24 protein-coding genes are annotated in these 23,656 nt (G+C 74.2%); 10 read left to right on the top strand and 14 right to left on the bottom strand.

What is annotated here, in order from left to right:
- Position 1: 1 nt before the first annotated feature.
- From RM540_RS11620 to RM540_RS11600, 5 genes are all read right to left on the bottom strand, one after another.
- A complete protein-coding gene (locus tag RM540_RS11620; protein WP_311664252.1) occupies positions 2-976 on the bottom strand; it encodes a vWA domain-containing protein in 975 nt (324 codons plus the stop codon).
- Positions 977-1,161: 185 nt separating this feature from the next.
- Complete coding sequence (locus RM540_RS11615; RefSeq protein ID WP_311664250.1) at positions 1,162-1,539, bottom strand: four helix bundle protein; 378 nt, start codon at positions 1,537-1,539, stop codon at positions 1,162-1,164.
- On the bottom strand, positions 1,539-2,324 hold the full coding sequence (locus tag RM540_RS11610) for an SIR2 family NAD-dependent protein deacylase (RefSeq protein ID WP_311664249.1): 786 nt from the start codon (positions 2,322-2,324) through the stop codon (positions 1,539-1,541). Before RM540_RS11610 ends, RM540_RS11615 begins: the two co-directional genes overlap by 1 nt.
- Before the next feature lie 16 nt (positions 2,325-2,340).
- A complete protein-coding gene (locus RM540_RS11605; protein ID WP_311664248.1) occupies positions 2,341-3,357 on the bottom strand; it encodes a hypothetical protein in 1,017 nt (338 codons plus the stop codon).
- 452 nt (positions 3,358-3,809) lie between these two features.
- Positions 3,810-4,697, bottom strand: coding sequence for a DUF58 domain-containing protein (locus tag RM540_RS11600; protein ID WP_311664247.1), 888 nt, complete (start codon positions 4,695-4,697; stop codon positions 3,810-3,812).
- Between the two features lie 153 nt (positions 4,698-4,850).
- Between RM540_RS11600 and purQ the strand changes: the two genes are divergently transcribed.
- The 5 genes from purQ (at position 4,851) to RM540_RS11575 (ending at position 10,191) form a co-directional block, all read left to right on the top strand.
- The gene (gene purQ / locus RM540_RS11595; RefSeq protein ID WP_311664245.1) at positions 4,851-5,558 is read left to right on the top strand and encodes a phosphoribosylformylglycinamidine synthase subunit PurQ; all 708 of its coding nucleotides are present in this window, start codon (positions 4,851-4,853) and stop codon (positions 5,556-5,558) included.
- Positions 5,559-5,653: 95 nt separating this feature from the next.
- On the top strand, positions 5,654-6,145 hold the full coding sequence (locus RM540_RS11590; protein ID WP_311664243.1) for an SRPBCC family protein: 492 nt from the start codon (positions 5,654-5,656) through the stop codon (positions 6,143-6,145).
- Positions 6,146-6,580: 435 nt separating this feature from the next.
- On the top strand, positions 6,581-6,991 hold the full coding sequence (locus tag RM540_RS11585; RefSeq protein WP_311664241.1) for a hypothetical protein: 411 nt from the start codon (positions 6,581-6,583) through the stop codon (positions 6,989-6,991).
- Between the two features lie 34 nt (positions 6,992-7,025).
- A complete protein-coding gene (locus tag RM540_RS11580) occupies positions 7,026-8,045 on the top strand; it encodes an NAD(P)H-dependent amine dehydrogenase family protein (RefSeq protein ID WP_311664239.1) in 1,020 nt (339 codons plus the stop codon).
- Between the two features lie 88 nt (positions 8,046-8,133).
- Positions 8,134-10,191, top strand: coding sequence for an acyltransferase family protein (locus tag RM540_RS11575; protein WP_311664237.1), 2,058 nt, complete (start codon positions 8,134-8,136; stop codon positions 10,189-10,191).
- Here the strand turns inward: RM540_RS11575 and RM540_RS11570 are convergent.
- From RM540_RS11570 to RM540_RS11560, 3 genes are all read right to left on the bottom strand, one after another.
- Positions 10,188-10,460, bottom strand: coding sequence for a EutN/CcmL family microcompartment protein (locus RM540_RS11570; RefSeq protein WP_311664235.1), 273 nt, complete (start codon positions 10,458-10,460; stop codon positions 10,188-10,190). The genes RM540_RS11575 and RM540_RS11570 overlap by 4 nt on opposite strands.
- A complete protein-coding gene (locus tag RM540_RS11565) occupies positions 10,457-10,795 on the bottom strand; it encodes a EutN/CcmL family microcompartment protein (RefSeq protein WP_311664233.1) in 339 nt (112 codons plus the stop codon). The genes RM540_RS11570 and RM540_RS11565 overlap by 4 nt, the downstream gene beginning before the upstream one ends.
- Positions 10,796-10,861: 66 nt before the next feature.
- Positions 10,862-11,269, bottom strand: a complete 408-nt coding sequence (locus RM540_RS11560; protein WP_311664231.1) for a hotdog fold thioesterase — start codon at positions 11,267-11,269, stop codon at positions 10,862-10,864.
- Positions 11,270-11,278: 9 nt separating this feature from the next.
- On the opposite strand from RM540_RS11560, the gene RM540_RS11555 reads away from it, so the two are divergent.
- Positions 11,279-11,695 carry a hypothetical protein gene (locus tag RM540_RS11555; protein ID WP_311664229.1) on the top strand — a complete coding sequence of 139 codons (417 nt, stop codon included), beginning with the start codon at positions 11,279-11,281 and terminating at the stop codon, positions 11,693-11,695.
- Here RM540_RS11555 and RM540_RS11550 read toward each other — a convergent pair.
- The gene (locus RM540_RS11550; RefSeq protein ID WP_311664227.1) at positions 11,692-12,588 is read right to left on the bottom strand and encodes a hypothetical protein; all 897 of its coding nucleotides are present in this window, start codon (positions 12,586-12,588) and stop codon (positions 11,692-11,694) included. The genes RM540_RS11555 and RM540_RS11550 overlap by 4 nt on opposite strands.
- Positions 12,589-12,663: 75 nt before the next feature.
- Positions 12,664-13,833, bottom strand: coding sequence for a phosphopentomutase (locus RM540_RS11545; RefSeq protein WP_311664225.1), 1,170 nt, complete (start codon positions 13,831-13,833; stop codon positions 12,664-12,666).
- Between the two features lie 219 nt (positions 13,834-14,052).
- On the opposite strand from RM540_RS11545, the gene tsaD reads away from it, so the two are divergent.
- Together tsaD and RM540_RS11535 are read left to right on the top strand one after the other, a co-directional pair.
- Positions 14,053-15,090: a tRNA (adenosine(37)-N6)-threonylcarbamoyltransferase complex transferase subunit TsaD gene (gene tsaD, locus RM540_RS11540; protein ID WP_311664223.1), complete on the top strand. Its 1,038-nt coding sequence runs from the start codon at positions 14,053-14,055 to the stop codon at positions 15,088-15,090.
- A gap of 112 nt (positions 15,091-15,202) precedes the next feature.
- Positions 15,203-15,601 carry an SET domain-containing protein gene (locus RM540_RS11535; protein ID WP_311664221.1) on the top strand — a complete coding sequence of 133 codons (399 nt, stop codon included), beginning with the start codon at positions 15,203-15,205 and terminating at the stop codon, positions 15,599-15,601.
- Positions 15,602-15,625: 24 nt separating this feature from the next.
- On the opposite strand, the gene RM540_RS11530 is transcribed toward RM540_RS11535, so the two are convergent.
- The 4 genes from RM540_RS11530 to RM540_RS11515 all read right to left on the bottom strand — a co-directional run bounded on the left by RM540_RS11530 (position 15,626) and on the right by RM540_RS11515 (position 21,401).
- Positions 15,626-16,075: a hypothetical protein gene (locus RM540_RS11530; RefSeq protein ID WP_311664219.1), complete on the bottom strand. Its 450-nt coding sequence runs from the start codon at positions 16,073-16,075 to the stop codon at positions 15,626-15,628.
- A gap of 89 nt (positions 16,076-16,164) precedes the next feature.
- Complete coding sequence (locus RM540_RS11525) at positions 16,165-18,225, bottom strand: S9 family peptidase (protein ID WP_311664217.1); 2,061 nt, start codon at positions 18,223-18,225, stop codon at positions 16,165-16,167.
- Between the two features lie 146 nt (positions 18,226-18,371).
- Positions 18,372-18,803, bottom strand: coding sequence for a Fic family protein (locus RM540_RS11520; RefSeq protein WP_311664215.1), 432 nt, complete (start codon positions 18,801-18,803; stop codon positions 18,372-18,374).
- 81 nt (positions 18,804-18,884) lie between these two features.
- Positions 18,885-21,401 carry a S9 family peptidase gene (locus RM540_RS11515; protein ID WP_311664213.1) on the bottom strand — a complete coding sequence of 839 codons (2,517 nt, stop codon included), beginning with the start codon at positions 21,399-21,401 and terminating at the stop codon, positions 18,885-18,887.
- 182 nt (positions 21,402-21,583) lie between these two features.
- Between RM540_RS11515 and RM540_RS11510 the strand changes: the two genes are divergently transcribed.
- Complete coding sequence (locus RM540_RS11510) at positions 21,584-21,778, top strand: general stress protein CsbD (RefSeq protein ID WP_311664211.1); 195 nt, start codon at positions 21,584-21,586, stop codon at positions 21,776-21,778.
- Between the two features lie 130 nt (positions 21,779-21,908).
- Entirely contained in the window at positions 21,909-23,558 is a 1,650-nt protein-coding gene (locus RM540_RS11505) for an FAD-binding dehydrogenase (protein WP_311664209.1), read from the top strand.
- The last annotated feature ends 98 nt before the right edge of the window (positions 23,559-23,656 follow it).

Genomic DNA, 23,656 nt, shown 5'->3' with positions numbered 1-23,656 from the left:
CTCACGGCACTTCGCGGAGGCGGGTCGTGGAGAGGCCGACCGACAGGACGAGGCACGCGAGGGCCGGCCACAGGAACCACGGGTACAGCTCGCGGACGTCCAGGAGCACGGTCTCCTCGATCTCCGTCCGCTCCAGGTCCGAGATGGCCGCGTAGATCTCGCGGAGGGCCTGGGCGTCGGTGGCCCGGAAGTAGCGGCCGCCGGTCGTCTGGGCGACGGCGCGGAGCGCCTCCTCGTCGACCTCGGGCGCGGTCCCGAAAAAGGCGCCCCCGAACGGGCCGGCCCCGCGGACCGCCCCGCCCTCGTCGCCCACGCCGATGGCGTAGACCTTGACGCCGAGCGCGGCCGCGGCCTCGGCCGCCGTCTGGGGGTCGACCTGCCCGCGGTTGTTCTGGCCGTCGGTGAGCAGGATGACGACCTTGGAGGCCGCGTCCGAGTCGCGGAGCCGGGCGGTCGCGGTGGCGAGCGCCGTGCCGATCGCGGTGCCGTCCTCGATCACGCCCATCCGCACCTCCTGGAGCATCGTGAGCAGGAACGGGTAGTCCAGCGTGAGCGGGGCCTGCGTGTAGGCCTGGGCGGCGAACACGACGAGCCCGATCCGGTCCGATGTCCGCCCGCGGACAAACTCGGCGGCGACGGCTTTGGCCGCCTCGAAGCGGTTGGGCACGAAGTCCTCGGCCGTCATCGAGGTCGACACGTCGAGCGCGAGCACGACGTCGATCCCCTCGGTCGAGCGCTCCAGCGACGCGTCGCGCTCCTGCGGCCGGGCCAGCGCGACGGCGCCCAGCCCGAACGCCGCCGCCAGCAGCGCGCCGGGCAGCCACCGCACGTGCGCCCACCCGGTCGTCCCCAGCGCCGCCGCGTCGTCGGCGACGGAATACCGCACGCCGGGCGCCGCCCCGCCCCGCCGCCCCGCCCACCACAGGGCGGGCAGGGCGAGGAGCGCGAGGAGCCAGAGGGGGGAGGCGAAGGTCAAGTGGGTGACGGGTTGTGGGTGACGAGTTATGAGTGACGGGCGATGAGCAAATGCAGAGACGGGCGGAGCGATAGAGGACGCACAGCGGGCGGGGCGGGGGGCCTTTGCTCATTAGTCTTCACCCGTCACTCGCTGGGGCGGGGTGGGAAGCTTTTGCTCATCATTCTTTACCCGTCACTCGTCACTCACAACGAGCGGCGGAGAGCGAGGAGGCGACGGCTGAGCACGTCGATCCGGCGGAGGAGACCGGCCGTTTCTTGCTCTCGGTTCAAGCCGATCTCGACGGCGATCGTGAGTTGCATTTCGACCTCGAAGAGGGAGCCGCGGGCGTAGCGCAGGAACTGGTCGAACTCCCCCTTCTTGTGGCGCCCCCACCCCTCCGCAACATTCGACGGGACCGAGACGGCCGCGCGGCGGACCTGCGACGTGAGCCCGAACCGCTCGTCCGACGGCCACGCCTGCGTCAGCGCGTACACGTCCCGGACGAGGGCGATGCCGTCGGACCACACCTCCAGGTCCCGGTGCGACCGATACGGTCTCCGCCGCTCTTGCTCATCACCCATCACTCGTCACCCGTCACTCTTTCGACCAGTGCCGGCAGCACGTCGCCCGCGCGCCCCGGCACCTGCTCGTCCAGGCGCCACGCGATGTCGGACGGCGTCGGGTTGACCTCGGCGACGTAGGCCCCGGCCTGGCGCGCGACCTGGGGGAGCCCGGCGGCCGGGTACACCACGGCGCTCGTGCCGACCGAGAGGTAGACGTCGGCGAGCGCCGCCGCCTCGGTCGCCCGGCCGATGGCGTCCTCGGGCAGCATCTCCCCGAACCATACCACGTCGGGGCGGACGAGCCCGCCGCACGCCGCGCACCGCGCCACCCCGCCCTCGCCGTCTGCGTCTGCGGGCGGGGCGGTCGGGGGCGGGGCGGGCGCGCCGCAGTCGAGGCAGTGCGACCGGCGGAGCGAGCCGTGGAGCTCGACGAGGTTCTGGCTGCCGGCCCGCTCGTGGAGGCCGTCCACGTTCTGGGTCGCGAGCAGGAACTGGCCGCCCCGCCCCGTCACCCAGCGTTCGAGCTCGGCCAAGGCGTAGTGGCCCGCGTTCGGCTCGACGTCCTCGACGACCTGCCGGCGGTGGGCGTACCAGCCCTGCACGAGCGTGGGGTTGGCGAGGAACGCCTCGACGTTGGCAAGCTCCTCGGGGCGGAACCGCTGCCACAGGCCGTCGGGGTCGCGGAACGTGGGGACCCCGCTCTCGGCCGAGATCCCGGCGCCGGTCAGCACGGCCACGCGCCGGGCTTGCCGCAGGCGGCGGACGAGCGTGTCGGAAAACGGCGGGCCGATGGGCTGGTGCATTCTAGGGACTGGGGGACTAGGGACTGGGGGCGTCGGTCCGAACGGCGCGTCCACCGCCGGCCGTCTCCGCCTGCGCGTCGGGCGTTCTGGCCGCCCCGCCCCGTCCGGGCCTCTCTCCGTCCTCCGCGTCTCCGCGCTCCGCTTCCCGCACGCCCTCCTCCACCGCCTCGACGGCGGCGCGCGTGCGGTCGCCAAAGGCGGCCACCTCGGGCGGGGCGGGGCGGGCGCCCGCGAAGGCGACGAGGTCGGTCGGGAGCAGCGCCTTGCGGACGGCGTCGGCCGCCCCGCCCGGGACGCGGGCGTCGGCGCGGAGGGCGGCGTCCAGTTCTTCGGTCGTCGATTCGAGGGCGGGGAGGCCCAGGCGGCGCGCGAGGTACTCGCGGAGCACGGCGCGCACGGCGACGACGTGGGTCTCGACCTCGGCCGGCGTGGCCGGCGCCTCGCGGGCGAGCGCGTCCAGCCGCGCGAGCGCCGCCGGGTAGGGCGCCGCCCCGCCCACCGCCTTGGGCTGGCGGAGCGTGCGGACGGCCCACGCGCCGGCCCCCAGCAGCACGAGCGCGCCCAGCACGCCGAGCGCGATCCAGACGGGCGCCGCGCTCGGGAAGTCGTCGAGCGGACCGGGCGGGGTGGGCTCGTACGGCGGCGCGCCCTCCAGGAGCGAGCGGACCGGCACGACGGCCACGCCCGTCGCCACCGCCGCCGAGTCGACGCGGACCTCGACCGGCCCCACGCGCGCGGAGTCGACGGCGAACGCGGCGACGGCGTAGACCGCGCTGTCGGTCCGCACGCGGCCGCGGATCGCGGGCGGGAGGCGGCGCACGGCCGTCGCCTCGGCGTCGCCGAAGGCGAGGAGTGGGGCGGCCTCGGGGTCGTCCACCGGGACCGCCGGGAACGCCGTCTGCTGCCCCGGCGCGTGGTCGACGGCCACGGCGATCTCGAAGGGCTCGCCGGCCTCGACGGTGTCGGCCAGCACGTAGAGCCGCGCGCTCTGCGCCTCCACCCCGCCCGCGGCGAGGAGGAGCGCGAGGGGCACGAGCCACCGGAGGCGCGCGGGGCGGGGCGGGTCGGGGCGAGGCCGGCTGCCGGCGCAGAGCGGGGTGGCGCGGGGCCGGCCGCCCCGCCCGGGGCACTCGCCGTCCGCCTGCTCACCGCTGCGCCCGAAAGCTGCTTGGAACCAGCCGCTCTTCTCTTCCCCCCAGCGAGGGGAGATCGGGAGCCGCGAAGCCGGCGCAGCCACGGGGGTGATGAGCCGACCACCCCGCCCTGAGTCGACGTCTGTCCCCCACCCCGGCCCTCCCCCGGCGGGGGAGGGAGAAATCCCAAATGGCCTCTCAAGGTCGAACGGCGTGTTCTCCTCGCCAGGGGGGACAGCCGCTGCCGCCCACCCCGCCCGCGCAGGCCAGCCGCCCGCCCCGCCCCGCCCGAGCACGCGCGGCTCGGGACAAGCCTCCCCCTTCCCTCTTCCCCCTTCCCTCTTCCCTCTGGTCATCGCATGCCCCGCACGCGGCGGCGGAAAAAGGCCGAGAGCGGCTCGACGTAGTCCTCGTCCGTCCGCAGCGTGACGTGGTCGACGCGGGCCTGGCGGAGCGTGGCCTCGGCGCGCGCGGCGCGGGCGGCAGCGCGGTCCGCGAAGGCGCGGCGCACGCGGGCGCTCGACGTGTCGACGAGGGCGGGGCGGCCGGTCTCGGCGTCGACCACGCGGAGCAGGCCCACGGCCGGCAGCGCCTCCTCGCGCGGGTCCACGAGTCGGACGGCGACGACGTCGTGCTTCTGCGCCACGACGCGGAGGCGCCGCGCGAGGTCGGCGTCGTCGGGCACGAGGAAGTCGCTGACGAGGATCACAATGGCGCGGCGGCGCTGGACGCGGAGGACGTGGTCGAGCGCGTCGTCGAGGCTCGTCCCCCGGTGCTCGGCCTCGTGCGCGAAGAGGTCGCGGAGGAGGCGGAGCACGTGGCGGCGCCCCTTGCGCGGGGGGACGAACCGCTCGACGCGGTCGGTGAACAGGACGAGCCCGACCTTGTCGCTGTTGCGGAGCGCTGAGAACCCGAGCACGGCGCAGACCTCGGCGGCCAGGTCACGCTTGGCGCCCTCCCCGCTCCCGAAGTCCTCCGACCCCGACACGTCGACGACGAGGAGCAGCGTCTGCTCGCGCTCCTCCTCGAACAGCTTCACGTGCGGCTCGCCCGTCCGCGCCGACACGTTCCAGTCGATGGTCCGCACGTCGTCGCCGACCTGGTACGGGCGGACCTCGGCGAACTCGATACCGCGGCCCTTGAACGCCGAGTGGTACTCGCCCCCGAACACGTCGTCGACGAGCCCGCGCGTGCGGACCTCGACGTGGCGGATCTTGCGGAACAGCTCGCGGGGAATCACGAGAATGCGGAATTCGGAAGGGTGAACGCGGAACGGGCGTCTGTGCAGGGCCACCTGCCCGACGCGACCGTCTAGATTAGGTACGTCGACCGGGCGGGGCGGGGTGGCCCGGCGGGTACCCCTTCACCATTCCGCGTTCAACCTTCCGCATTCATGGTTGCCGTCCTCGTTTTTCCCGGGTCCAACTGCGACCACGACGTGTACCACGCCGCGAAGCACGTGTTCGGGCAGGACGCCCGGTTCGTATGGCACAAGGAGGCGTCGGTCGGCGACGCCGACCTCGTGGTCGTGCCCGGCGGGTTCTCCTACGGCGACTACCTCCGGGCCGGGGCCATCGCCCGGTTCTCGCCCGTGATGAAGGACGTCGTGCGGGTCGCCGGGGCGGGGCGGCCGGTGCTCGGGATCTGCAACGGGTTCCAGGTGCTGTGCGAGGCCGGCCTCCTGCCGGGCGCGCTGCTCCGCAACGCGAGCCTCCGGTTCGCCTGCAAAGACGCCCACCTCCGCGTCGAATCGACGGCGACGCCGTTCACGTCGGGCCTCGACGCCGGCGAGGTCCTGACGGTCCCCGTGGCCCACGGCGAGGGCAACTACACGGCCGACGCGGACACGCTGGACCGGCTGGAGGGCGAGGGCCGCGTCGTCTTCCGCTACGTCGACGCCGCGGGCGAGGCCGTGCCCGAGGCGGCCCCGAACGGGTCGGCCCGCAACATCGCCGGCGTCGCGAACGCGGCCGGCAACGTGGTCGGCATGATGCCGCACCCCGAGCGGTGCGTCGAGGCGCTCTTGGGCGGGGCGGACGGCGCGCGCGTCTTCCAGTCCGTGTTCGACCACCTCGCGGCAGGCGACGGCGTCGCGGCCTGACCGCCCCGCCCGGAACGCCTGGAGACGCGGCGAGAGGCTTCTGCGCTGGGGGCGGGGCGGCCACGTTCGGCTTTCTCCTCCTCCACCCCGCTTCTGTGATCGAGGTCTCCGTCCAGGTCGAGCGCGCGTTCCACCTGCCCGCCCCGCCCGCGGCGGCCTGGGCGTGGCTCCGCGACGTGCCCCGGTGGGGCGCCCTGTTCCCGGGCGTCGCCTCGGTCGAGCCGTACGAGGGCGGGGCGGCCGAGGGCGGGGCGGAGTCCGCGGACGCGTTCGTCTGGACGATGGAGCCGATGGGGCCGCCCGGCGCCCGCGTCACGACCGTCTACGCCTGCCGCTACCACGCCGACGACGGCGCCTACGCCCTGTCCTGGACGCCGATCGACGGCGTCGGCAACGCCCGGTTCGCGGGCGGGGTGGCGCTCCGCGATGCGCCGGGCGGGGCGGCGGGCACGCTCCGCCTGGAGGCAACCCTCGAGGTGCCGGCGCCCCGGTTCGCGCGCGGCGTCGTCGAGCCGGCCGTGGCGTTCGAGATGGGCCGGATGACGGACGGCTTCCTGGACCGCCTGGGCGGGGCGGTGGCGGGCTAGCGGGGACGCCGCTCGGGCGGGGCGGCTGCCGGTCCGGCGGCTCCGTCTCGCTGCGAGGCGCACGGGCGTGTCAGACAAGCTCTGAAGGGCAGGTCCCATCCCGCCCGACGCCTGGACATCATATGTTTGTATCTCAAATAGATAAGCCTTGGTCCTGCGTCTCCTCGATTCGCTGTCTCTCGAACTCCGCCCATCCCGCTCGGTTATCGTTCTCTGCCGCCGGTGTAGAAAGAAGCGCCTCCACCGGAGCTACACCTTTGCGGCCCGCCCGCAACCGACTCGGACGTCCGCTAGCCAGGGACGCGGCGTCCGAAACCCGCCGCCTCGGAGAGCCCGTCTCTCTGAGGCGGCTTTGTGGTGGAGAGGGGCGCCGAAGTGCCCCGCCAGGGCCGGAGAGGGGGGCCGTAGCTTGGTCCCCCTCCTCAGCCCCGGCCCATGCGCCCGTTGGTTTTCCTGCTCGCCGCCCTCGCGGCTGCCGGCTGCGACTCCGCCCTCACAGACGGCCAGGCGTTCAGCGCCACGCTGTCGACCGACAAAACGGCCTACGCGCTCGGCGCGGACGCGACGCTGCGGATCGAGAACACGGGGTCGGTCCCGATCGAGTTTGGGCCGCCCAGCTGCTGGGCCGCGCTGGAGGCCGAGAGGACGACCGGGGCATGGGGCGAGATCGCGCGCCCAGACCGCCCTACCTGCGGCGGCGCCATCGTGGTGCTCCCGGCCGGCGAGACATCCATGTCGCCGCCCATCGACCTCGACGTCCCGGCCGGGACCTACCGGCTCCTCCTGAACGTGTCCGACGGCGACGAGGAGGTCCGGCTTTCGACCGACCCCTTCGTCGTCGGCTAGCGCTGCCCGCCGCCGCGATACGGCCGCCCCGCCCATGCCCCTCCGCGTCGTCCAGTTTGGGCTCGGGCCCATCGGCCGGGCCTGCGCCCGCCTCGTTCAATCTCGCCCTGCCCTCGACCTCGTGGGCGCGCTCGACCTGGAGGCCGTCGGGCGCGACGTCGGGGAGGTCTTGGGAGGCGAGCCCGTCGGCGTCCTGGTCCGCGACGACGCCGAGGCGGCGCTCGCCGCGTGGCGGCCCGACGTCGTCCTCCACACGACGTCCTCGTTCCTCGACCGAATCGAGGGCCAGATCATGACGTGCGTCGCGGCCGGGGCACACGTGGTGTCGTCGGCGGAGGAGCTCGTGTGGCCGTTCGAGCGCGACGCGGGCTTCTCGGAGCGCGTCGACGCCGCCGCGCGTCGGGCCGGCGTGGCCGTCGTGGGGACGGGCGTGAACCCGGGGTTCGTGATGGACCTCTTGCCCGTCGTGCTGTCGAGCGCGTGCGCCCGCGTCGAGCGCGTCGACGTGTGGCGGTCGGTCGACGCTGGGCGGCGGCGGGGGCCGCTCCAGCGGAAGGTGGGGGCGGGGCTCTCCGCCGAGGCGTTCCGCGAGCGCGAGGCGGCCGGCGGGTTTGGCCACATCGGCATGGTCGAATCGGCCCGCGTGCTCGCGGCAGGCCTGGGCTGGGGCGGGGTGGAGATCGAGGAGACGTTCGGCCCGCACGTGTCCGACGCCGACCACGAGACTGAGCATGTGACGGTCCGCGCTGGGAGCGTGGCCGGCATCCACCAGACGGCGACGGTGCGCCAGGGCGGGGCGGTCCGCGCCACGCTCACGCTCACGATGGCCGTCGGGGCGCCCGACGAGGACCGGGTCCTCATCGCGGGCGACCCGGGCCTCGACGTCGTCGTCCGCGGCGGGACGTTCGGCGACACGGCGACGGTCGCGGCGCTCGTCAACGCGGTCCCCCGCGTGGCCGCCGTCCGGCCGGGCCTGCGGACGGTGCTCGACCTGCCCGCGGCGGCCGTGGGCGGGCGCTCCCGCTCAGTTAGATTCGGCGCGTGTTCCCGTTAGGGCGCGACCCGAACCTTCCATACCGCCTCGCCCTGCAGGGAGGCACAGGATATGGCGAGAGCGTGCCCACCACCCGCCGCCCCGCCCTGTGTCTGCCCAGATCGCCCCGCCCGCTGAGAATCCCGCGCGGCTCGTGCCCCGCCCCCGGTTCCGCGCCGACATCGAGGGGCTCCGGGCCGTCGCCGTGCTGCTCGTCGTGCTCTACCACGCCGGCGTGCCGGGGTTCGGCGGCGGCTACATCGGCGTCGACGTGTTCTTCGTGCTCTCGGGCTACCTCATCACGTGGCTCCTCGTCCACGAGGCCGAGGAGACGGGGACCGTCGACCTCGTGCGGTTCTACGCGCGGCGGGCGCGGCGGCTGCTCCCGGCCGTCGCTGTCGTCCTCGTAGCGACGGTCGCCGTCGGCGCGCTCGTTCTAGCCCCGTTCGAGCAGCGGGACCTGGCGAAGTCGGCCTTGGCGACGGCGGCGTACCTCTCGAACGTGTTCTTCGCGCGGCGGGCAACGGACTACCTGGGCGCGGCGGCCGAGGACAACCCGCTCCTCCACACGTGGTCGCTCTCGGTCGAGGAGCAGTTCTACGTCGTCTGGCCGGTCTTCGTCCTGTTCGCGTTCGGCGCGTTGGGATGGCAGCGGCGGGCGGGGCGGCGGCCGTCGCGGCGGCGGCTCGTCGGGTGGATGGCGGCTGTGGCCGTCGTGTCCTTTGCGGCTTCGGTCTACCTCACGGGCGTCCGCCAGCCGTGGGCCTTCTTCCTCTCGCCGCTCCGGGCGTGGGAGTTCGCGGCCGGGGCGCTCGGGATGCTCGTGGCCGGGGGCGGGGCGGCCGGGTCGAGGCGCCTGAACCCGGGCCGCGTGGGGGCCGCCGAGGGTGTGCTCGGGTGGGTCGGGCTGGCGGCAATCGTGGCCGTCGGCGCGCTGTACCGGGCCGACACCCTGTTCCCCGGGTGGGCCGCGGCCGTCCCGGTCGCCGCGACGGTCCTCGCGCTCCGGGCCGGGACGGCGCGCACGGAGACGGCGCTCGCGCGGGCGCTGGCGTGGCGCCCGCTCCAGGAGCTCGGCCGGCTCTCGTACTCGTGGTACCTGTGGCACTGGCCGGTGCTCGTGTTCGGGGCCGCGCTAGGGCTGGCTGAGACGCTCCCTGCCCGGCTCGCGCTCGTGGCCCTCTCGCTCGGGCTCGCCGAGGCGTCATACCGGCTCGTCGAGGACCCGGTCCGGCACCACCCCGCCCTGGCGGGGCGGGTGCGGGCGGGGCGGTCGCTGGCGCTGGCCGTCGCGCTGACGGCGCTCGGGGTGGGGCTGTCGGCAGCGTGGTGGCAGGCGGCGGAGGCCTGGGCGCAGCGCCCGGACCAAGTCCGGTTCACGGAAGCCTGGGCCGATTTGGCGGCGGTCTACGGCGACGAGTGCCACGCGGACTTCTACGCGACAGCTGCCGAGGGCTGCTCGTACGGCGTGGTCGACGCGGACACGACGGTGGTCCTGTTCGGCGACAGCCACGCGGCCCAGTGGTTTCCCGCCATCGAGCGGGTGGCGATGGCGCGCGGCTGGCGACTAGTTTCCCTCACCAAGTCGGCGTGCCCAGCCGTCGATGTCGAGACGTTTAATCCCGGCCTCGGCCGCATCTACGACGAGTGCACGATGTGGCGTGAGGCAGCGTTCGAGGAAATCTCACGGCTCCGCCCGTACCTCGTCGTCGCGTCGAGTTCGTCCGCGTATCTCCTGCCATCCTACGAGGACCGGACGCCAGTCCGCGCGTGGGACACGGCTTGGCGGGGTGGGGCGGCCCGGGCGTTCCAACACTTGGCCGGCGCGGCCGATCACGTTGTCTATCTAGAAGACTCGCCGCGGCCTAACTTCGACGTCACAGGGTGCCTCGCGCGGGCGGCGTGGCAGCCGTGGTCGGGCGGGGCGGCGTGCCAGTTCCAGGCCAAAAACCTGGAGCGGGATCGGGCAGCCCAGGTTGAGAAGGAAGCGGCTTCTGCCGGCGGCGTGGGCTACGTCGCGTGGGCCGACGAGCTCTGCTCCGGCGAGCCCTGCGAGACGGTCCGTGGAAGCCGGCCCCTCTACCGCGACGGCGATCACTTGGCGGCATCGTTCGTCGCGGACCTCACCCCCGTCGTCGCCCGGCGGATCGACGAGGCCATCCGCTAGCGCTGCGCCTCGGGGTCCACGACGCCGACGATCGTGGCGTCGGTCGCGGTGAGGGCGTGGGCGGGGCGGAACGGGATGGCCGCCTCCGAACTGGTCACGTAGAGGACCGTGTCGCCCGGCCCGGCGTCGGCGGTGTCGAGCGCGACCGTCGGCCGGCCGGCGTCAGCGCCGTCGGCGTGCGTGGGCTGGACGAGCAGCATCCGCCGCCCGACGAGCGACGGGTCCTTCTGGGTCGCCCAGAGGCTCCCGATGACGCGGCCCAGCCTCACGCCCCGCCCGCCGGCTCGAACGCGAGCGGGGCGGCCTCGTCGGCGCGGTCCTCGATCTCCGCCCCGCCCCCGGCCACGTCCAGCCGGTCGACGATCGCCATGACGACGGCGTCGACGGCCTTGCCGTCGGTGATCGCCGTCTGGCGCCCGGACGAGCCCTGCGCCACCAGGACCACCTCGCCCTCGCCCGCCCCGACCGCGTCGGCGGCGACGACGAACGCGGCCTGGGGCTCGCCGTCGAGGTCGAGTTCGCGGACGATCAGGAACTTGATCCCGACCAGGCCGGGGTCCTTGCGCGTGGCCCAGACGGTGCCGATGACTTTGCCGAGGAGCATGGGGCCAGGGGGCGGGGTGGGACGGCGGAAGGTAGCCCGGGCGCGCAGGGAGCCGCCCCGCCCCACTCAGCGCCCGTCGAGCGGGACGATGGCGAGCGTGCAGCGGCTCGTGCAGATCAGCTTGTCGCGCTCGTCGCGGATGTCGATCTGCCACACCTGCGTCGAGCGGCCGACGTAGACGGGCTCGCCCACGGCCGTAAGCGTGCCGTCGCGCTTGGGGCGGAGGTGGTTGGCGTTGATCTCCATGCCGAACGCCGTCTGCCCGTCCGGCGCCGCCAAGTAGGCGCCGACCGAGGCGACCGTCTCGGCGAGCACGACCGAGGCCCCGCCGTGGAGGTAGCCCAGCGGCTGGTGGTGGCGCGGCTCGACGGGCATCGTCGCCACGCACCGCGTGCCGGAGGCCTCGGTGATGTCGATGCCGAGCGTGGTCCCGAGCGTCTCGCGGTCGGGGAAGTCGGAGAGCGTCTTGGGCACGGGCGAAAGGTGGGGGGCGGGGCGGGCGTCTACCTGCCCCACGCTGCCGCCCCGCCCGAGGGTCCCGCCCTGTTCGACACGCTTCGCGACTGGTTTTTCGGCCTCGGCGCCCAATACGGCGTCGACCCGCTCGTCTTCGGCGTGATCTACGTCGGCGCGATCCCGTTTTTCACGGCGTCCGTCGCGTGGCTCGTCCGCAACGCGCGGGCGGGGCGGAGCGTGGTGGCGCCGGCGCTCGCGGCCGGGTTCTTCTTCGTCTCGGCCTACCTCTACCTCATCGTCGTCGGCCGGAACGTGCCGTGGTGGGTGTACGCGTTCGTGGCCGTGCTCGTCGTGGGCGGGGCGGTCTCGACGGTCCGCCAGGTGCGGCGGAAGGTGGCGGCGGCGCGGGCTGAGGACGCCGCCCCGCCCGCGCAGGGCGGCTAGCGGAGCGGGACGTCGAGGCTGAAGCCGACGACGGCGTCCGTGTCGAAGAGGTTGTCGTGGATCGGGACGCGGATGAGGAGCCCTGGTCGGACGGGCAGGCCTTGGGCCGACGCGCCGAGCGTTAGCGAGACCGGGGAGTGATTTATATCACCCGCCGTGTCGAGCCGGCCGACCACCCCGCCCGCAAGTTCGACCCGGTCGAGCAGTCCGACGACTTGCGCACCGTACTGCACCTCGACATTCGTCGCACGGCGCTCCTGGACGACAGGGCCGTCCTGCTCGAACGAGTCGAAGGTCCGGAGGACCGGAGCGGCGAGAAGGCGGAGCCGGATGGCGTGTGACACGGCTGGCTCGTACCGGACTCCGAGCCGCGCGGAAAACGTACCGTCCTGGAACATCTCGACCGCCTCGAAAGACGTCTGTATGCCCGTGAATCGAGCGGGGGAGAACTCGTGACTCGACAGCGGGAGCCGGACCCCGGCCTCGACGGTGAGGGCGGGGCGGGCGGCGAGCTCGGCGCCGAGGTAAGGGTTACCGATGCCGAACTCGCTCTGTGGATCCCCTACGACCGCACCGCCGCCAGGATTGCTGGTGGACGCGTCGTAAGTGAAGTAAGCCGTCGGGAAATCTGCTACGACTGTGACCGCAAAGCCGACCGGAAAACGAGCTGAGACGACGTGGGCCGTGTTCAGCGCTGTCGGCCCCACGTCCCCGATCACGACTCCTCTCTCGTCCGTGACGACGTCTCGCCCCGCGAACGCCTTCAGCACGTCGAGCGACACGCTGCCCCCCTCCGGCGCCGGCCGCCACATCGGCTGCGCCGACGCCGCCCCGCCCGCGAGAACGGCGACGGCAACCAGGGCGGGGCGAAGCCAACACGAAAAGCGCGGCATGGATGACCCCAGAGCGAGGCGGCGGATGAGGCGCCGAACGTACGTCGCGCCCTGCCCGATCCGACCGCCCCGCCCTCACCCAAACGGCGTGCCCTCCCCGCCCCCATCGACGCCGAAAAAGGCCGCGACCGTCGCCGCGTGGTCGGCGAACGTGGCGCGCGTGCCCAGGTCGCGGGCGGGGCGGCCCGGGCGGTAGAGGAGGGCCGGCGTCCGCTCGCGCGTGTGGTCGGTTCCCGGGAACGTTGGGTCGTTGCCGTGGTCGGCCGTGAGGAAGACGGCGCCGCCGGGCGGCGTAGCCGCGCTGAAAAAGGGGAGCGCCTCGTCGAACGCCTCCAGCGCGCGGGCGTAGCCGGCCGCGTCGTTCCGGTGCCCGTAGAGCTCGTCGAAGTCGACGAGGTTGGTCCACACGAACGTGGGCACGTCCGACGCCGCGGCCTCGCGCATGGCCTCCAGCGTCTGCCGCACGCCGTCGGCGTTCCCGGCCGTCTTGCGCTCGACGTCGACGCCGGCGCCGCCGAACAGGCTCGCGATCTTGCCCACGCAGACCGTCCGCACGCCCGCGCCCTGGAGCGCGTCGAGGAGCGTCGGGCGGGGCGGCAGCAAGGAAAAATCCTTCCGCTTGTCGGAGAGCCGTTCGTAGGCGCCGGGCGCGCCCTCGAACGGCCGGGCGATCACGCGGCCGACGGCGTGCTCGCCGACGCACACCTCGTCGCGCGTCACCCGGCACATCCGGTACAGCTCGTCCAGCGGGACCGTATCGACGTGCGCCGCGACCTGGAAAACGCTGTCGGCCGACGTGTAGACGATGGGGCGGCCGGTCCGCTGGTGCTCCTCGCCCAGCTCGGCCACGATCGCCGTCCCGCTCGCGGCGCGGTTGCCGAGCACGCCGTCGACGCCGGCGCGGTCGCAGAAGGCGTCGATCACGTCTGGGGGGAAGCCGTCGGGGTAGGTCGGAAACGGCTCCTCCAGGACGAGCCCGGCGAGCGCCCAGTGGCCGGTCGTCGAGTCCTTGCCGGCCGCCCGCTCCGTGAGCCGCCCCCACGAGGCGACGGGCTTGTCCACCCCGCCCAGCCCGTCGACGAGCTTCCCGAGCCCCCACATCTCGAGGTTGGGGAGCGCCGGCCGCTCCTGGCGGACGACGTGGCCGAGCGTGTCGGCGCCGGCGTCGCCCCAGGCCTCGGCGTCGGGCGCGTCGCCGACCCCGGCGCCGTCGAGGACGATGGTGACGAAGAGCGGGGCGGGCATAAGGGTACGGGGTACGGGGTACGGGGTACGGAAGGTGGCCGGCCGCCCCGCCCGCGTCAACCGGGGCGGGGCGGAAAGGTTGGGCGGGGCGGATCGGGCGGGGTGGCCCAAACCCACCCTCTGCCCATTCCCTCTTTCCCATTTCCTAGTCCCCCCTCCCCCACCCCGCCCCGCCCACGTCGCCACCTTCCGCCTTCGTCCTTCCGCGTTCCACATTCCATGACCCTCCCGGACCTCCCGCCGATCCTGGCCATCGAGACGTCGTGCGACGACACGGCCGCCGCCGTGTGGGCGGGCGGGGCGCTCCGGTCGTCGGTCGTGGCCGGGCAGCGCGTGCACGAGGGGTTCGGCGGCGTGGTCCCCGAGCACGCGAGCCGAGCGCACGAGCGGCTCGTCGTGCCGACCGTCCAGGCCGCGCTCCGCGAGGGCGGGGTGGCGATGGGCGACCTGGGCGCCGTCGCCGTGACAGTGGGGCCGGGGCTGGCCGGGTCGCTGCTCGTCGGCCTGAGCGCGGCCAAGGGCGTCGCGCTCGGGGCCGGGCTCCCGCTTGTCGGCGTGAACCACCTGGAGGGCCACGTCTACTCGGTGTTCGTCGAGCCGCCCCGCCCGCCGCTCCCGTTCCTGTGCCTGACAGTCTCGGGCGGCCACACCCTCCTCACGCTCGTCGAGGAGGGCTTCCGGCACACCGAGCTGGGGCGGACGCGCGACGACGCGGCCGGCGAGGCGTTCGACAAGGTGGCCAAGCTGCTCGGGCTGCCCTACCCCGGCGGCCCGCACGTCGACCGGCTCGCCGCTAGAGGCGACGCCGACTTTCTCGACCTGCCCTCGCCGCGCCTCGCCGGCAAGCACGGCGAGCGGCCCCTGTTCGACCTCTCGTTCAGCGGCCTCAAGACGGCTGTCCGCTACTGGATCGCCGACCTGGGCGGCGACCGCGCGGCCGTCCTGGAGCGCCACCGGGCCGACGTCTGCGCCTCGTTCCAGCGCACGGTCGTGGACGCGCTCGTCGACGCGGTGCGCGACGCCGTCCGCCGCACGGGCGTCCGCGCCGTGGCCGTCGTGGGCGGCGTCTCGGCCAACTCCGGCCTCCGCGCCGCTGTCGAGCGGGCGGGGCGGGCCGACGGGTTCGCCACGTTCGTCCCCGACCGCGCGCACTCGGTCGACAACGCGGCCATGATCGCCGTCACGGCCGCCTTCAAGCTCGCCGCAGGGCACGCGGACGGCCTCGACCTGGGCGCCCACCCCGCCCTCGCGCTGTAGGGGCGACCGGTGGCCGCCCCGCCCCCAGCGGTGCGTCGAGAGCGGGCCGCGCCGGGGCGGGGTGGTGTACGTTCCGCCCCGCCCCAGGCTCATCCCCACCCTGCCCCCGCCCGTGTTCCTCGTCCCCACGTACCTCGAAAAAAGCCCCGTCCACGGTACCGGCGTGTTCGCCGCCCGCGACATCCCGGCCGGCACGCTCATCTGGGAGTTCACGCCCGGCGTCGACTGGGAGATCACGCCCGACGACCTCGCCGCCTTCCCCGAGCCGTACCAGTCGCAGATGCGGGCGTGGTGCTACCTCGACGAGAGCGGCGCCTACGTGTTCTGCGGCGACAACGGCAAGTTCATGAACCACGCCGAAGCGCCCAACTGCGACGACCCGCCCGACCGGACGACCGTCACCAACCGCGCCGTCCGCGCCGGCGAGGAGCTCACCTGCGACTACCGGACGTTCGACCGCGAGACGGCCGAAAAAGGGTTCGACTTCGAGCTGGCCGAGGCGGCGGAGTAGCCCAGCCCGGGCGCGCCCGCCCCGTCACCGCTCGCCGAGCGCCCGCGCCGCGAGTCCGGCCGCCGCCCCGCCCACGGAATACCACAGCACGGTCAGCGCCGGCGTCGCCGGCCGCCGCGCGACGTCCTGCCCGCGGTCCAGGAGCGCGGCCGCGGCCAGGGCGACCGCCCCGCTCAGGGCGCCGGTCGCGGCGCCGCGCAGGACCGGCCGCTTCGACCCGGCGACCGTCGCATACGTCACCGTGTTGACGGCCACGTCGAGCGCGAGCGCGGCGCCGTAGACCGCCCCGCCCTCGTCGGCCTGGCGGGCGGGGCGGACGCCCAGGCCGAGCGCCCGGGAGAGCGCGGCCGTCCCCAGCCGGTCGAGCCGCGGCACGGCGGCGTCGGGCGCGGTGAGGCGGTGGGCGGCCTCGTTCAGCGCGTTGAGCGTGAGGGCGCCGGTGAGGCCGGCGGCGAGGGAGCGGGCGAAGGACATGGGGGCGGGGTGGAGGCTTGGGAGGAGCGGGCCGTACTGTCGACGAACGCCTGCGGCGAACCGTGGTGCCCGAACCTCCCCGCCCGCCCTCAGCGCCCGCCCGCCGCGCTGCCCCCGTCGTCCTCGGCGTTCGCCCACGGGTCCGGCTCCACGTCGCGGCCGCGGAGGTGCTCCTCGAACCAGCTCAGGATGTAGGGCGTCGTCGCCATGAGCAGCTTGGGCTCACGCGGGCCGTGCGGCGTCCGCGGGAGGACCACCATCTCGGTCTTGACGCCGCGCCGCTGGAGCGCGACGTAGAACTCCTGGCCCTGGGTGAACGGCACGCGGAGGTCGTTGGCGCCGTGGATCACCTGGGTCGGCGTGGTCACGTTCGCGACGCGGTAGATCGCCGAGTGGCGCTCGTAGGCGTCGTAGTCTTCCCAGACCTCGCGGCCGCCGAGGTGGGCGACGAGGTAGTTCGGGATGTCCGTCGTCGTCACCATGCTGACGAGATTGGGGAGGCCCGCCCCCATGCTAGCCGCCTTGAACCGGTCGGTCCGCGTGACGGCGAACGACGTGAGGTACCCGCCGTAGCTCCAGCCCATCACGGCGAGGCTGTCCGGGTGCCCGACGCCCCTCTCGATTACGGCGTCGACGCCGGACATCACGTCCTCGTAGTCGCCGAACCCCCAGTCGCGGACGTTCGCGTAGCGGAAGTCGCGGCCGTAGCCGGTGCTCCCGCGCGGGTTCGGCCGGAGCACGGCGTAGCCGCGCTGCGCGAAGGTCTGCAGTTGGTAGATGCTCGGCCCGCCCGTGAACGACTGGGTGTAGACACCAGCCGGGCCGCCGTGGATGTTGAGGACGAGCGGGACCCGGCGCCCCTCCTCATAGCCGACCGGGTACGTCAGGAGCCCCTCGACGGGCGTCCCGTCGGGCGAGGTCCACGAGACGACCTCGGTCCGGCCCATCGCCGGGAGCGGCACGTCGGCGTGGACCGACGAGACGGCGACGGGGTCGAAGGCACCGACCGTCGACGTGTAGACCTCGGGCGGGGTGGCGGGGTCCTCGAACGTGAACGCCATCGTGCGCCCGTCGGCGTCGAACGCGACGTTCGCGACCACGCCGTCGCCCTGCGCGACGACCTCGGCGTCGGCCCCGTCCGTCGGGATGGCGATGACCGCGCGCGTCGTCCCGACGCTCTCGAGCGCGTAGACGTGCCGGCCGTCAGCGGACCACGCCAGGAGCGACGCGCTCCGGTCCGGCGTGTCAGCCAGCTTGCGCGGGGCGCCCCCCGCGAGCGGGACTACGTAGACGTCGCCCAAGCCGACCTCCTGCGGGCTCCCGCCGTGCGAGACGAACGCGACCAGGCGCCCGTCCGGCGACACGAGCGGCTGCCCGTCCGCCCCGCCCCAGGTCACGAGCGGGACGACGGCGCCGCTGTCGGCCGGGACCGTCGAGAGGTCGCGTTCGCTAAAGCCGGTGCTGATGCGGGGGTCCTCCTGGTGGCTGAAGACGAGCGTGCGGCCATCCGGTGTCCAGTCGAACTCGGCCACGTGGAAGGTGCCGCCGGTCAGGCGCTGGGCGTCCCGCTCGCCGTCCGTGCCCGGCTCCGCGTCGACCACCCAGAGGTGCGTGTAGTCGAAGTTCTGGTCGACCACGATGACGTCGCGCTTCTCCTTCGTGCGCGCCTTGTCCTCGTCCGTCTCCGGGTCGCGGGCTGTGTAGGCGATCCGCGCGCCGTCGGGCGACCACCGGAAGGCCGAGACGCCGGCCTCGGCGTCGGTGACCTGTTCGGCTTCCCCGCCCCGCACCCGCATCCGCCACACCTGAGATACGTCGCCGCCCCGCGACGAGAGGAAGGCGAGGTGGGCGCCGTCCGGCGAGAAGCGCGGGCCTGACGCCGACGCGTCACCGCGCGTGTACTGCACGTCCAAGGAGCCGTCCGTTGCGGCCACCCAGATCTGGCTGTTCCACTCCGACTGCTCGCCCTCCATGAGCGGCTCGGAGACGACGTAGGCCGCGAGGTCGCCGCCGGGCGCGAGGTCGACGCCCCCGACGCGGTGGAAGCGCATGCTGTGCTCGGGCGTCCAAGCGAGCGTGTCGGCGGTCTGCGCGACGGGCGCAGTAGCCGCGAGCAGGAGGACACCAAGGGCGGCGGGGCGGAGAACCATCGTGGGGCGGGGTGAGTGCATCCACAGGATACCGGAGACGCGGTCGACGGGCGGGGCGGACGGCCGCACGACCTCCAAGCCACTTCCCCCCGCCCCGCCCCGCGCTCGGTCTGGGGCGGGGCGGCGCTTGCACAAGAACGGACGGGCTACTCCAGCTCGTGGAGTCGGTCGCCGAGGTCGGGGAGGGCGTGGAACACGTACTTCCGCCCCGCCCGCGTCGACGTGAGGAGGCCGCGGTCGGCGAGCGCGAGGAGGTCAGTCCGGGCCGTCTGGTACACGACCCCGTGGCTCATCTGGTGGGACGCAAACGTGTACGCGGCGTCGGGGTGCTGGAGCGCGTGGCGCAGCAGGGCGATCTGCCGCGGGTTCAGCCCAGCGTCCGGGTGGAGCACCGCCTTCGTCTCCCGAATCTCCCGCACCTTCCGCCCGACGTACGCCTGGACGCTGTCGAGGGCTTGGTCGATGACGTCGAGGTGGAACAGGAGGAAGTACGTGAGGTCGTTGTCGTCGGTCTCGGTGTAGAGGTACGTCCGGGCGTACGCCGCGTAGGCTTTGGTGAGGACGCTGGAGATCGACACGAACTCGAACAACCCGTAGCCCTCGCGGAGCAGGCACCAGTAGAACAGCGATAGTCAGCCTCTCAGCAGCCCCGCCCGCCCTCAGCGCCCGCCTGTGGCCTCCATCCCGCCCCCGTCGGCGCGGGGCGGGGCGGCCGGCTTGACGTACGTGTCCAGCCACCGGGCCTCCTCCCAGAGCATGTGGAGGAGCGACTCGCGCCCGCGGTAGCCGTGGCTCTCGGCCGGCAGGAGCACGAGCCGAGCTGTCCCGCCGAGGCCCTTGAGCGCGCCGTAGAGCCGCTCGGACTGGAGCGTGAACGTGCCCGGGTTGTTGTCGGCGTCGCCGTGGATGAGCAGGATCGGCTCGTCGATCTGGTCGGCGTGCATGAACGGGCTCATCCCGACGTAGAGCATCGGGTCGTCCCAGAACGTCCGCTCCTCACGCTGGAAGCCGAACGGCGTGAGCGTCCGGTTGTAGGCGCCGGACCGGGCGATCCCGGCGCGGAACAGGTCGGAGTGGGCGAGCAGGTTGCCGACCATGAACGCCCCGTAGCTGTGGCCGCCGACGGCCACGCGGTCGGGGTCCACGACGCCGCGCTCGGCGCCGGCGGCGATGGCCGCCTCGGCGTTCATCACGAGCTGCTCGCGGAACGTGTCGTTCGGCTGCGCCTCGCCCTCGCCGACGACGGGGAACGAGGCGTCGTCGAGGACGGCGTAGCCCTGCGTCACGAACGGGACGGCGCCCCAGTAGCTCACGCGCGTGAACTGGTAGGGCGAGTCCGACCGCTGGCCGGCCGCGTCGGCGCTCTTGAACTCGGTCGGGTAGGCCCAGACGAGCGTCGGCAGCGGGCCGTCGCGCTCGGCGTCGTAGCCGGCGGGGAGGTAGAGCGTGGCCGAGAGCGGGACGCCGTCGGCCCGCGTGTACTCGACCGTCTCCTTCTGGACGTCGGCCAGCTCGGGGTACGGGTGCGGAAAGTCGGTGAGCGCCCGCGCCTCGCCCGTCGCCAGGTCGCGCGCGACGAAGTTGGGCGGGGCGGTGACCGTCTCGCGCCGCGTGAGGAGCACCGCCCCGCCCTCGTCCAGGAAGGCGACGGGCGCCTCGTAGTACGGCGCCTGGGAGCGGAAGACCTCCGCGCTCTCGCCCGTCGCCAGGTCGAGGCGGCGGACGAACGGGCGGTTGCCCTCGGGCGAGGCGCCCTGGCCGGTCCAGAACGTGTCCGTGCCGTCGAGGACGAGGACCTCCGCCCCGCCCGCAGTCGGCTCCGTCATCGGCTGGCCGGGGTCGTCGTAGCGGTTCTCGAACGAGACCGTGAACAGCTCGCGGGGCGGGGCGGCCGGCCGCGACGGGTCGATCACGTAGGCCCGGCGCGTCCGGTCCTGCCACTGGTACTCCTCGACCACCGCCGTGTCGTCGTCGCCCCACGTCACGCCGCTAAAGCGGAGCGGGAGCGTGACGAGCGGCGCCGCCCCGCCCGCGAACGGGGCGTCGAGCGTGAACAGCCGGTCGCGGACGTCGGCCGGGGCGCCCGCGTCGCCGCCGTCCTGGGCCTCGGCCCAGACGAGCGTGGCCGGCGCGTCGGCCCGCCACGCGTGGCCGCGCGGGCCGGTGGGGACCGAGCCGAACGCGATGGGCACGCGCTCGGCGAGCGGGGCGTCGTGGACGAGCGTCGGCGCGCCCGTGGCCAGGTCCCACACCTCGACGCGCGTGGGGAAGCGGTACCACGGGACGAGGTACGAGTACGGCGCGTGGAGCGCCTCGGTGAGCACGAACCGGCCGTCCGGCGACGGCGAGACCGACGCGTAGACGGCCTCTGGCCCGAGCGGGGTGGCCGCCCCGGCGGGGTCCACCACCACGAGCTGACTCGTCATGTAGTAGTCAAAAAGCGCCTCGTCGCGCGGGCTCGCGAGCAGGTCCTGGTAGGTCCGCGCCGGGGCCGCCCGGCCCGCTGACTCCTGCACGACCGGGCCGGTCGGCACCGTCGTCTCCTCGGGCGCCCCGCCCCGCCCGCCCGGCACAGTGCGGACGACGAGGCGCCCGTCGGGGAGCCACGCGAACGACGCGCCCGGCGCCGCGTCGTTGACGGCCGCGTCGAGGGCGGGGCGGGCCGCTGCCGAGGCCACGTCGACCGTCCACAGCTCGACGCGGTCGGGGCGGTCGGCGAGGAGCGCGAGGCGCTGGCCGTCCGGGCTCCACTGCGGGCTGCGGAGTCGGGCGCCGTCGGGGAAGCCGGTGACCTCGCGCGCCACCCCGGCGGTTTGCGCCCCGCCCGCGACGGGTTTCAAGCTCAGGCTCGTGTAGCCGCTCGCCCGGCTCGGCCCGTTCGTCGCCGGGTTGATGCGGACGCCGGCCAGCCCCAACTCGGGCTCGGCCAGCTCGGCGACCGGCGGCGCGCCCGCGACAGCGAACAGCGCCATCGTCTCGCGGTCCGGGCTCAGGCGGACGGTCGGCGTCTGCGGCGCGTCGACGAGCGCGGCGAGCGCCGGCGCGGGCGTCTGGTAGACGAGCGGGTCGTCCTGGGCGCCCGCCCCGCCCGGAGCCTGCGCCTGCGCTGCCACGGCGGCCAGGAGGAAGGCGGCGAGGGCGGGGCGGAACGACCGGGGGCGGGGCGGAGCAGGCATGGCGGGGCGGGCGGAGTGGTCCCGGAGTATAGGTCGCCTTCGGCCCGACCCCGCGGGCGGGGCGGGCGCGGTGCCGCCCCGCCCTCGCCGGGCACGCGAGCCGGAACCCCGACGCCTTAAACCTCTACAAACAAGTAGACTTTCTTTACTCCGCAGATCCGCCCCGAGAGGCACAGGCACCGATGGCTACCCCGAAGATGAACCGAGACTGGCACCGCGTCCGCGACCGCATCAAGGCCCGCTGGTCCACCGTCGAGTTCGACGACAAGGCCATGAAGCAGACCCGGGGCGGCCTCAAGCAGATGGTCTCGCTCATCCACCACAAGACGGGCGAGCCGCGCGCCGAGATCAGGAAGAAGGTGGCCGCCGCGCTCTAAGGTTCGGCTCCGCCCGGCGAGAGCCTCGCCCTCCGCCACCCCGCCCCGCACGCGCCGGGCGGGGTGGCTCCGTTTGGGAGCACCCGCCGGGCGGGGCGGCGCTACTCTCCCTTCCCGCCCCCGCCCCGCCATGCCTGACGCAGACGCCATCGTCGTAGGAGCCGGCCTCGCCGGGCTCGTCGCCGCCGCCGAGCTCGCCGAGGCCGGGCGCCGCGTGGTCGTGCTCGACCAGGAGCCCGAGCAGAGCCTGGGCGGGCAGGCGTGGTGGTCGTTTGGCGGCCTGTTCCTCGTCGACAGCCCCGAGCAGCGGCGGCTCCGCGTCCGCGACAGCCGCGACCTCGCGTGGCAGGACTGGCTGGGCACGGCCGGCTTCGACCGCGACGACGACCTGTGGCCGCGCCGCTGGGCCGAGGCCTACGTCGACTGGGCGGCCGGCGAGAAGCGCGAGTGGGTGCGGCGGCAAGGCGTCAAGCTGTTCCCCATCGTCGGCTGGGCCGAGCGGGGCGGCTACGGCGCGACGGGTCCGGGCAACTCGGTGCCGCGGTTCCACATCGTCTGGGGCACCGGGCCGGGCCTCGTCGAGCCGTTCGTCCGCAAGCTCCGCGCGCACGGCGACCGCGTCCAGTTCCGGTTCCGCCACCGCGTGACCGGGCTGGCGACCGCGGGCGGGGCGGTGACGGGCGTGACCGGCGACGTGCTCGCGCCGAGCGACGCCGAGCGCGGGGCGCCCTCGAACCGAGACGTCGTGGGCGATTTCTCGCTCGACGCCGAGGCCGTCATCGTCACGAGCGGGGGGATCGGTGCCAACCTCGACCTCGTCCGCCAGAACTGGCCGCCGCGGCTGGGCGCCCCGCCCGAGCACCTGCTCGTCGGCGTGCCCGACTCGGTCGACGGGAAGATGCTGGGCGTGGTCGAGGAGGCCGGCGGCCGGATCCTCCACCCCGACCGGATGTGGCACTACGTCGAGGGCATCGAGAACTACGCGCCCGTCTGGAGCCGCCACGGCATCCGCATCCTGCCCGGCCCGTCGTCGCTGTGGCTGGACGCCGTCGGGCGGCGCCTGCCGGTCCCGCTGTTCCCCGGGTTCGACACGCTGGGCACGCTCGCGCACCTCCGCACGACCGGCCACGACCACTCGTGGTTCATCCTCACGCAGCGGATCATCGAGAAGGAGTTCGCGCTCTCGGGGTCAGAGCAGAACCCGGACCTCACGGGGCGGAGCCTGCGCGGCCTGGCGGGGCGGTTGGGCAAGGGCGCGCCGCCGCCCGTCGAGCGGTTCAAGGAGCGCGGCGCTGACTTCGTGGTCGCCCGCGACCTCGACGCGCTCGTCGACGGCATGAACCGGAAGACGGCCGCCCCGCTCCTGTCCGTCGCGGACATCCGGCGCGAGGTCGTCGCGCGGGACCGCGAGGTCGAGAACCCGTTCACGAAGGACCTCCAGATCACCGCGGTCCGCGGCGCCCGGCGGTTCCTGGGCGACAAGATCCTGCGCGTGGCCCCGCCCCACCGGCTGCTCGACCCCGACGCCGGCCCGCTCATCGCCGTCAAGCTCCACGTCCTCACGCGGAAGACGCTGGGCGGCATCGAGACCGACCTCGACGCCCGCGTGCTCGGGCGGGGTGGCGAGCCGGTCCCGGGTTTGTGGGCGGCCGGCGAGGCGGCCGGCTTCGGCGGCGGCGGGATGCACGGCTACCGCTCGCTCGAGGGCACCTTCCTCGGCGGCTGCCTGTTTTCGGGCCGCGCGGCGGGGCGGGCGGTGAGCGGGGCGGTGGGTCGGTAGATCGGTGCCCGCCCCGCCCGCGTGTCGTGGGGGCGGGGTGGGGGTCCACAGCGCCGCCGTCTCGTCGAGCGAGAGCGCCGGCGCCTTCCGCCGGCTCG

Origin of the sequence: Rubrivirga litoralis, assembly GCF_031846415.1 — a bacterium.
Classification (GTDB): Bacteria; Bacteroidota; Rhodothermia; order Rhodothermales; family Rubricoccaceae; genus Rubrivirga; species Rubrivirga litoralis.
The sequence above is the reverse complement of the archived record's forward strand: the minus strand, read 5'-3'. Positions and strand labels throughout refer to the sequence as shown.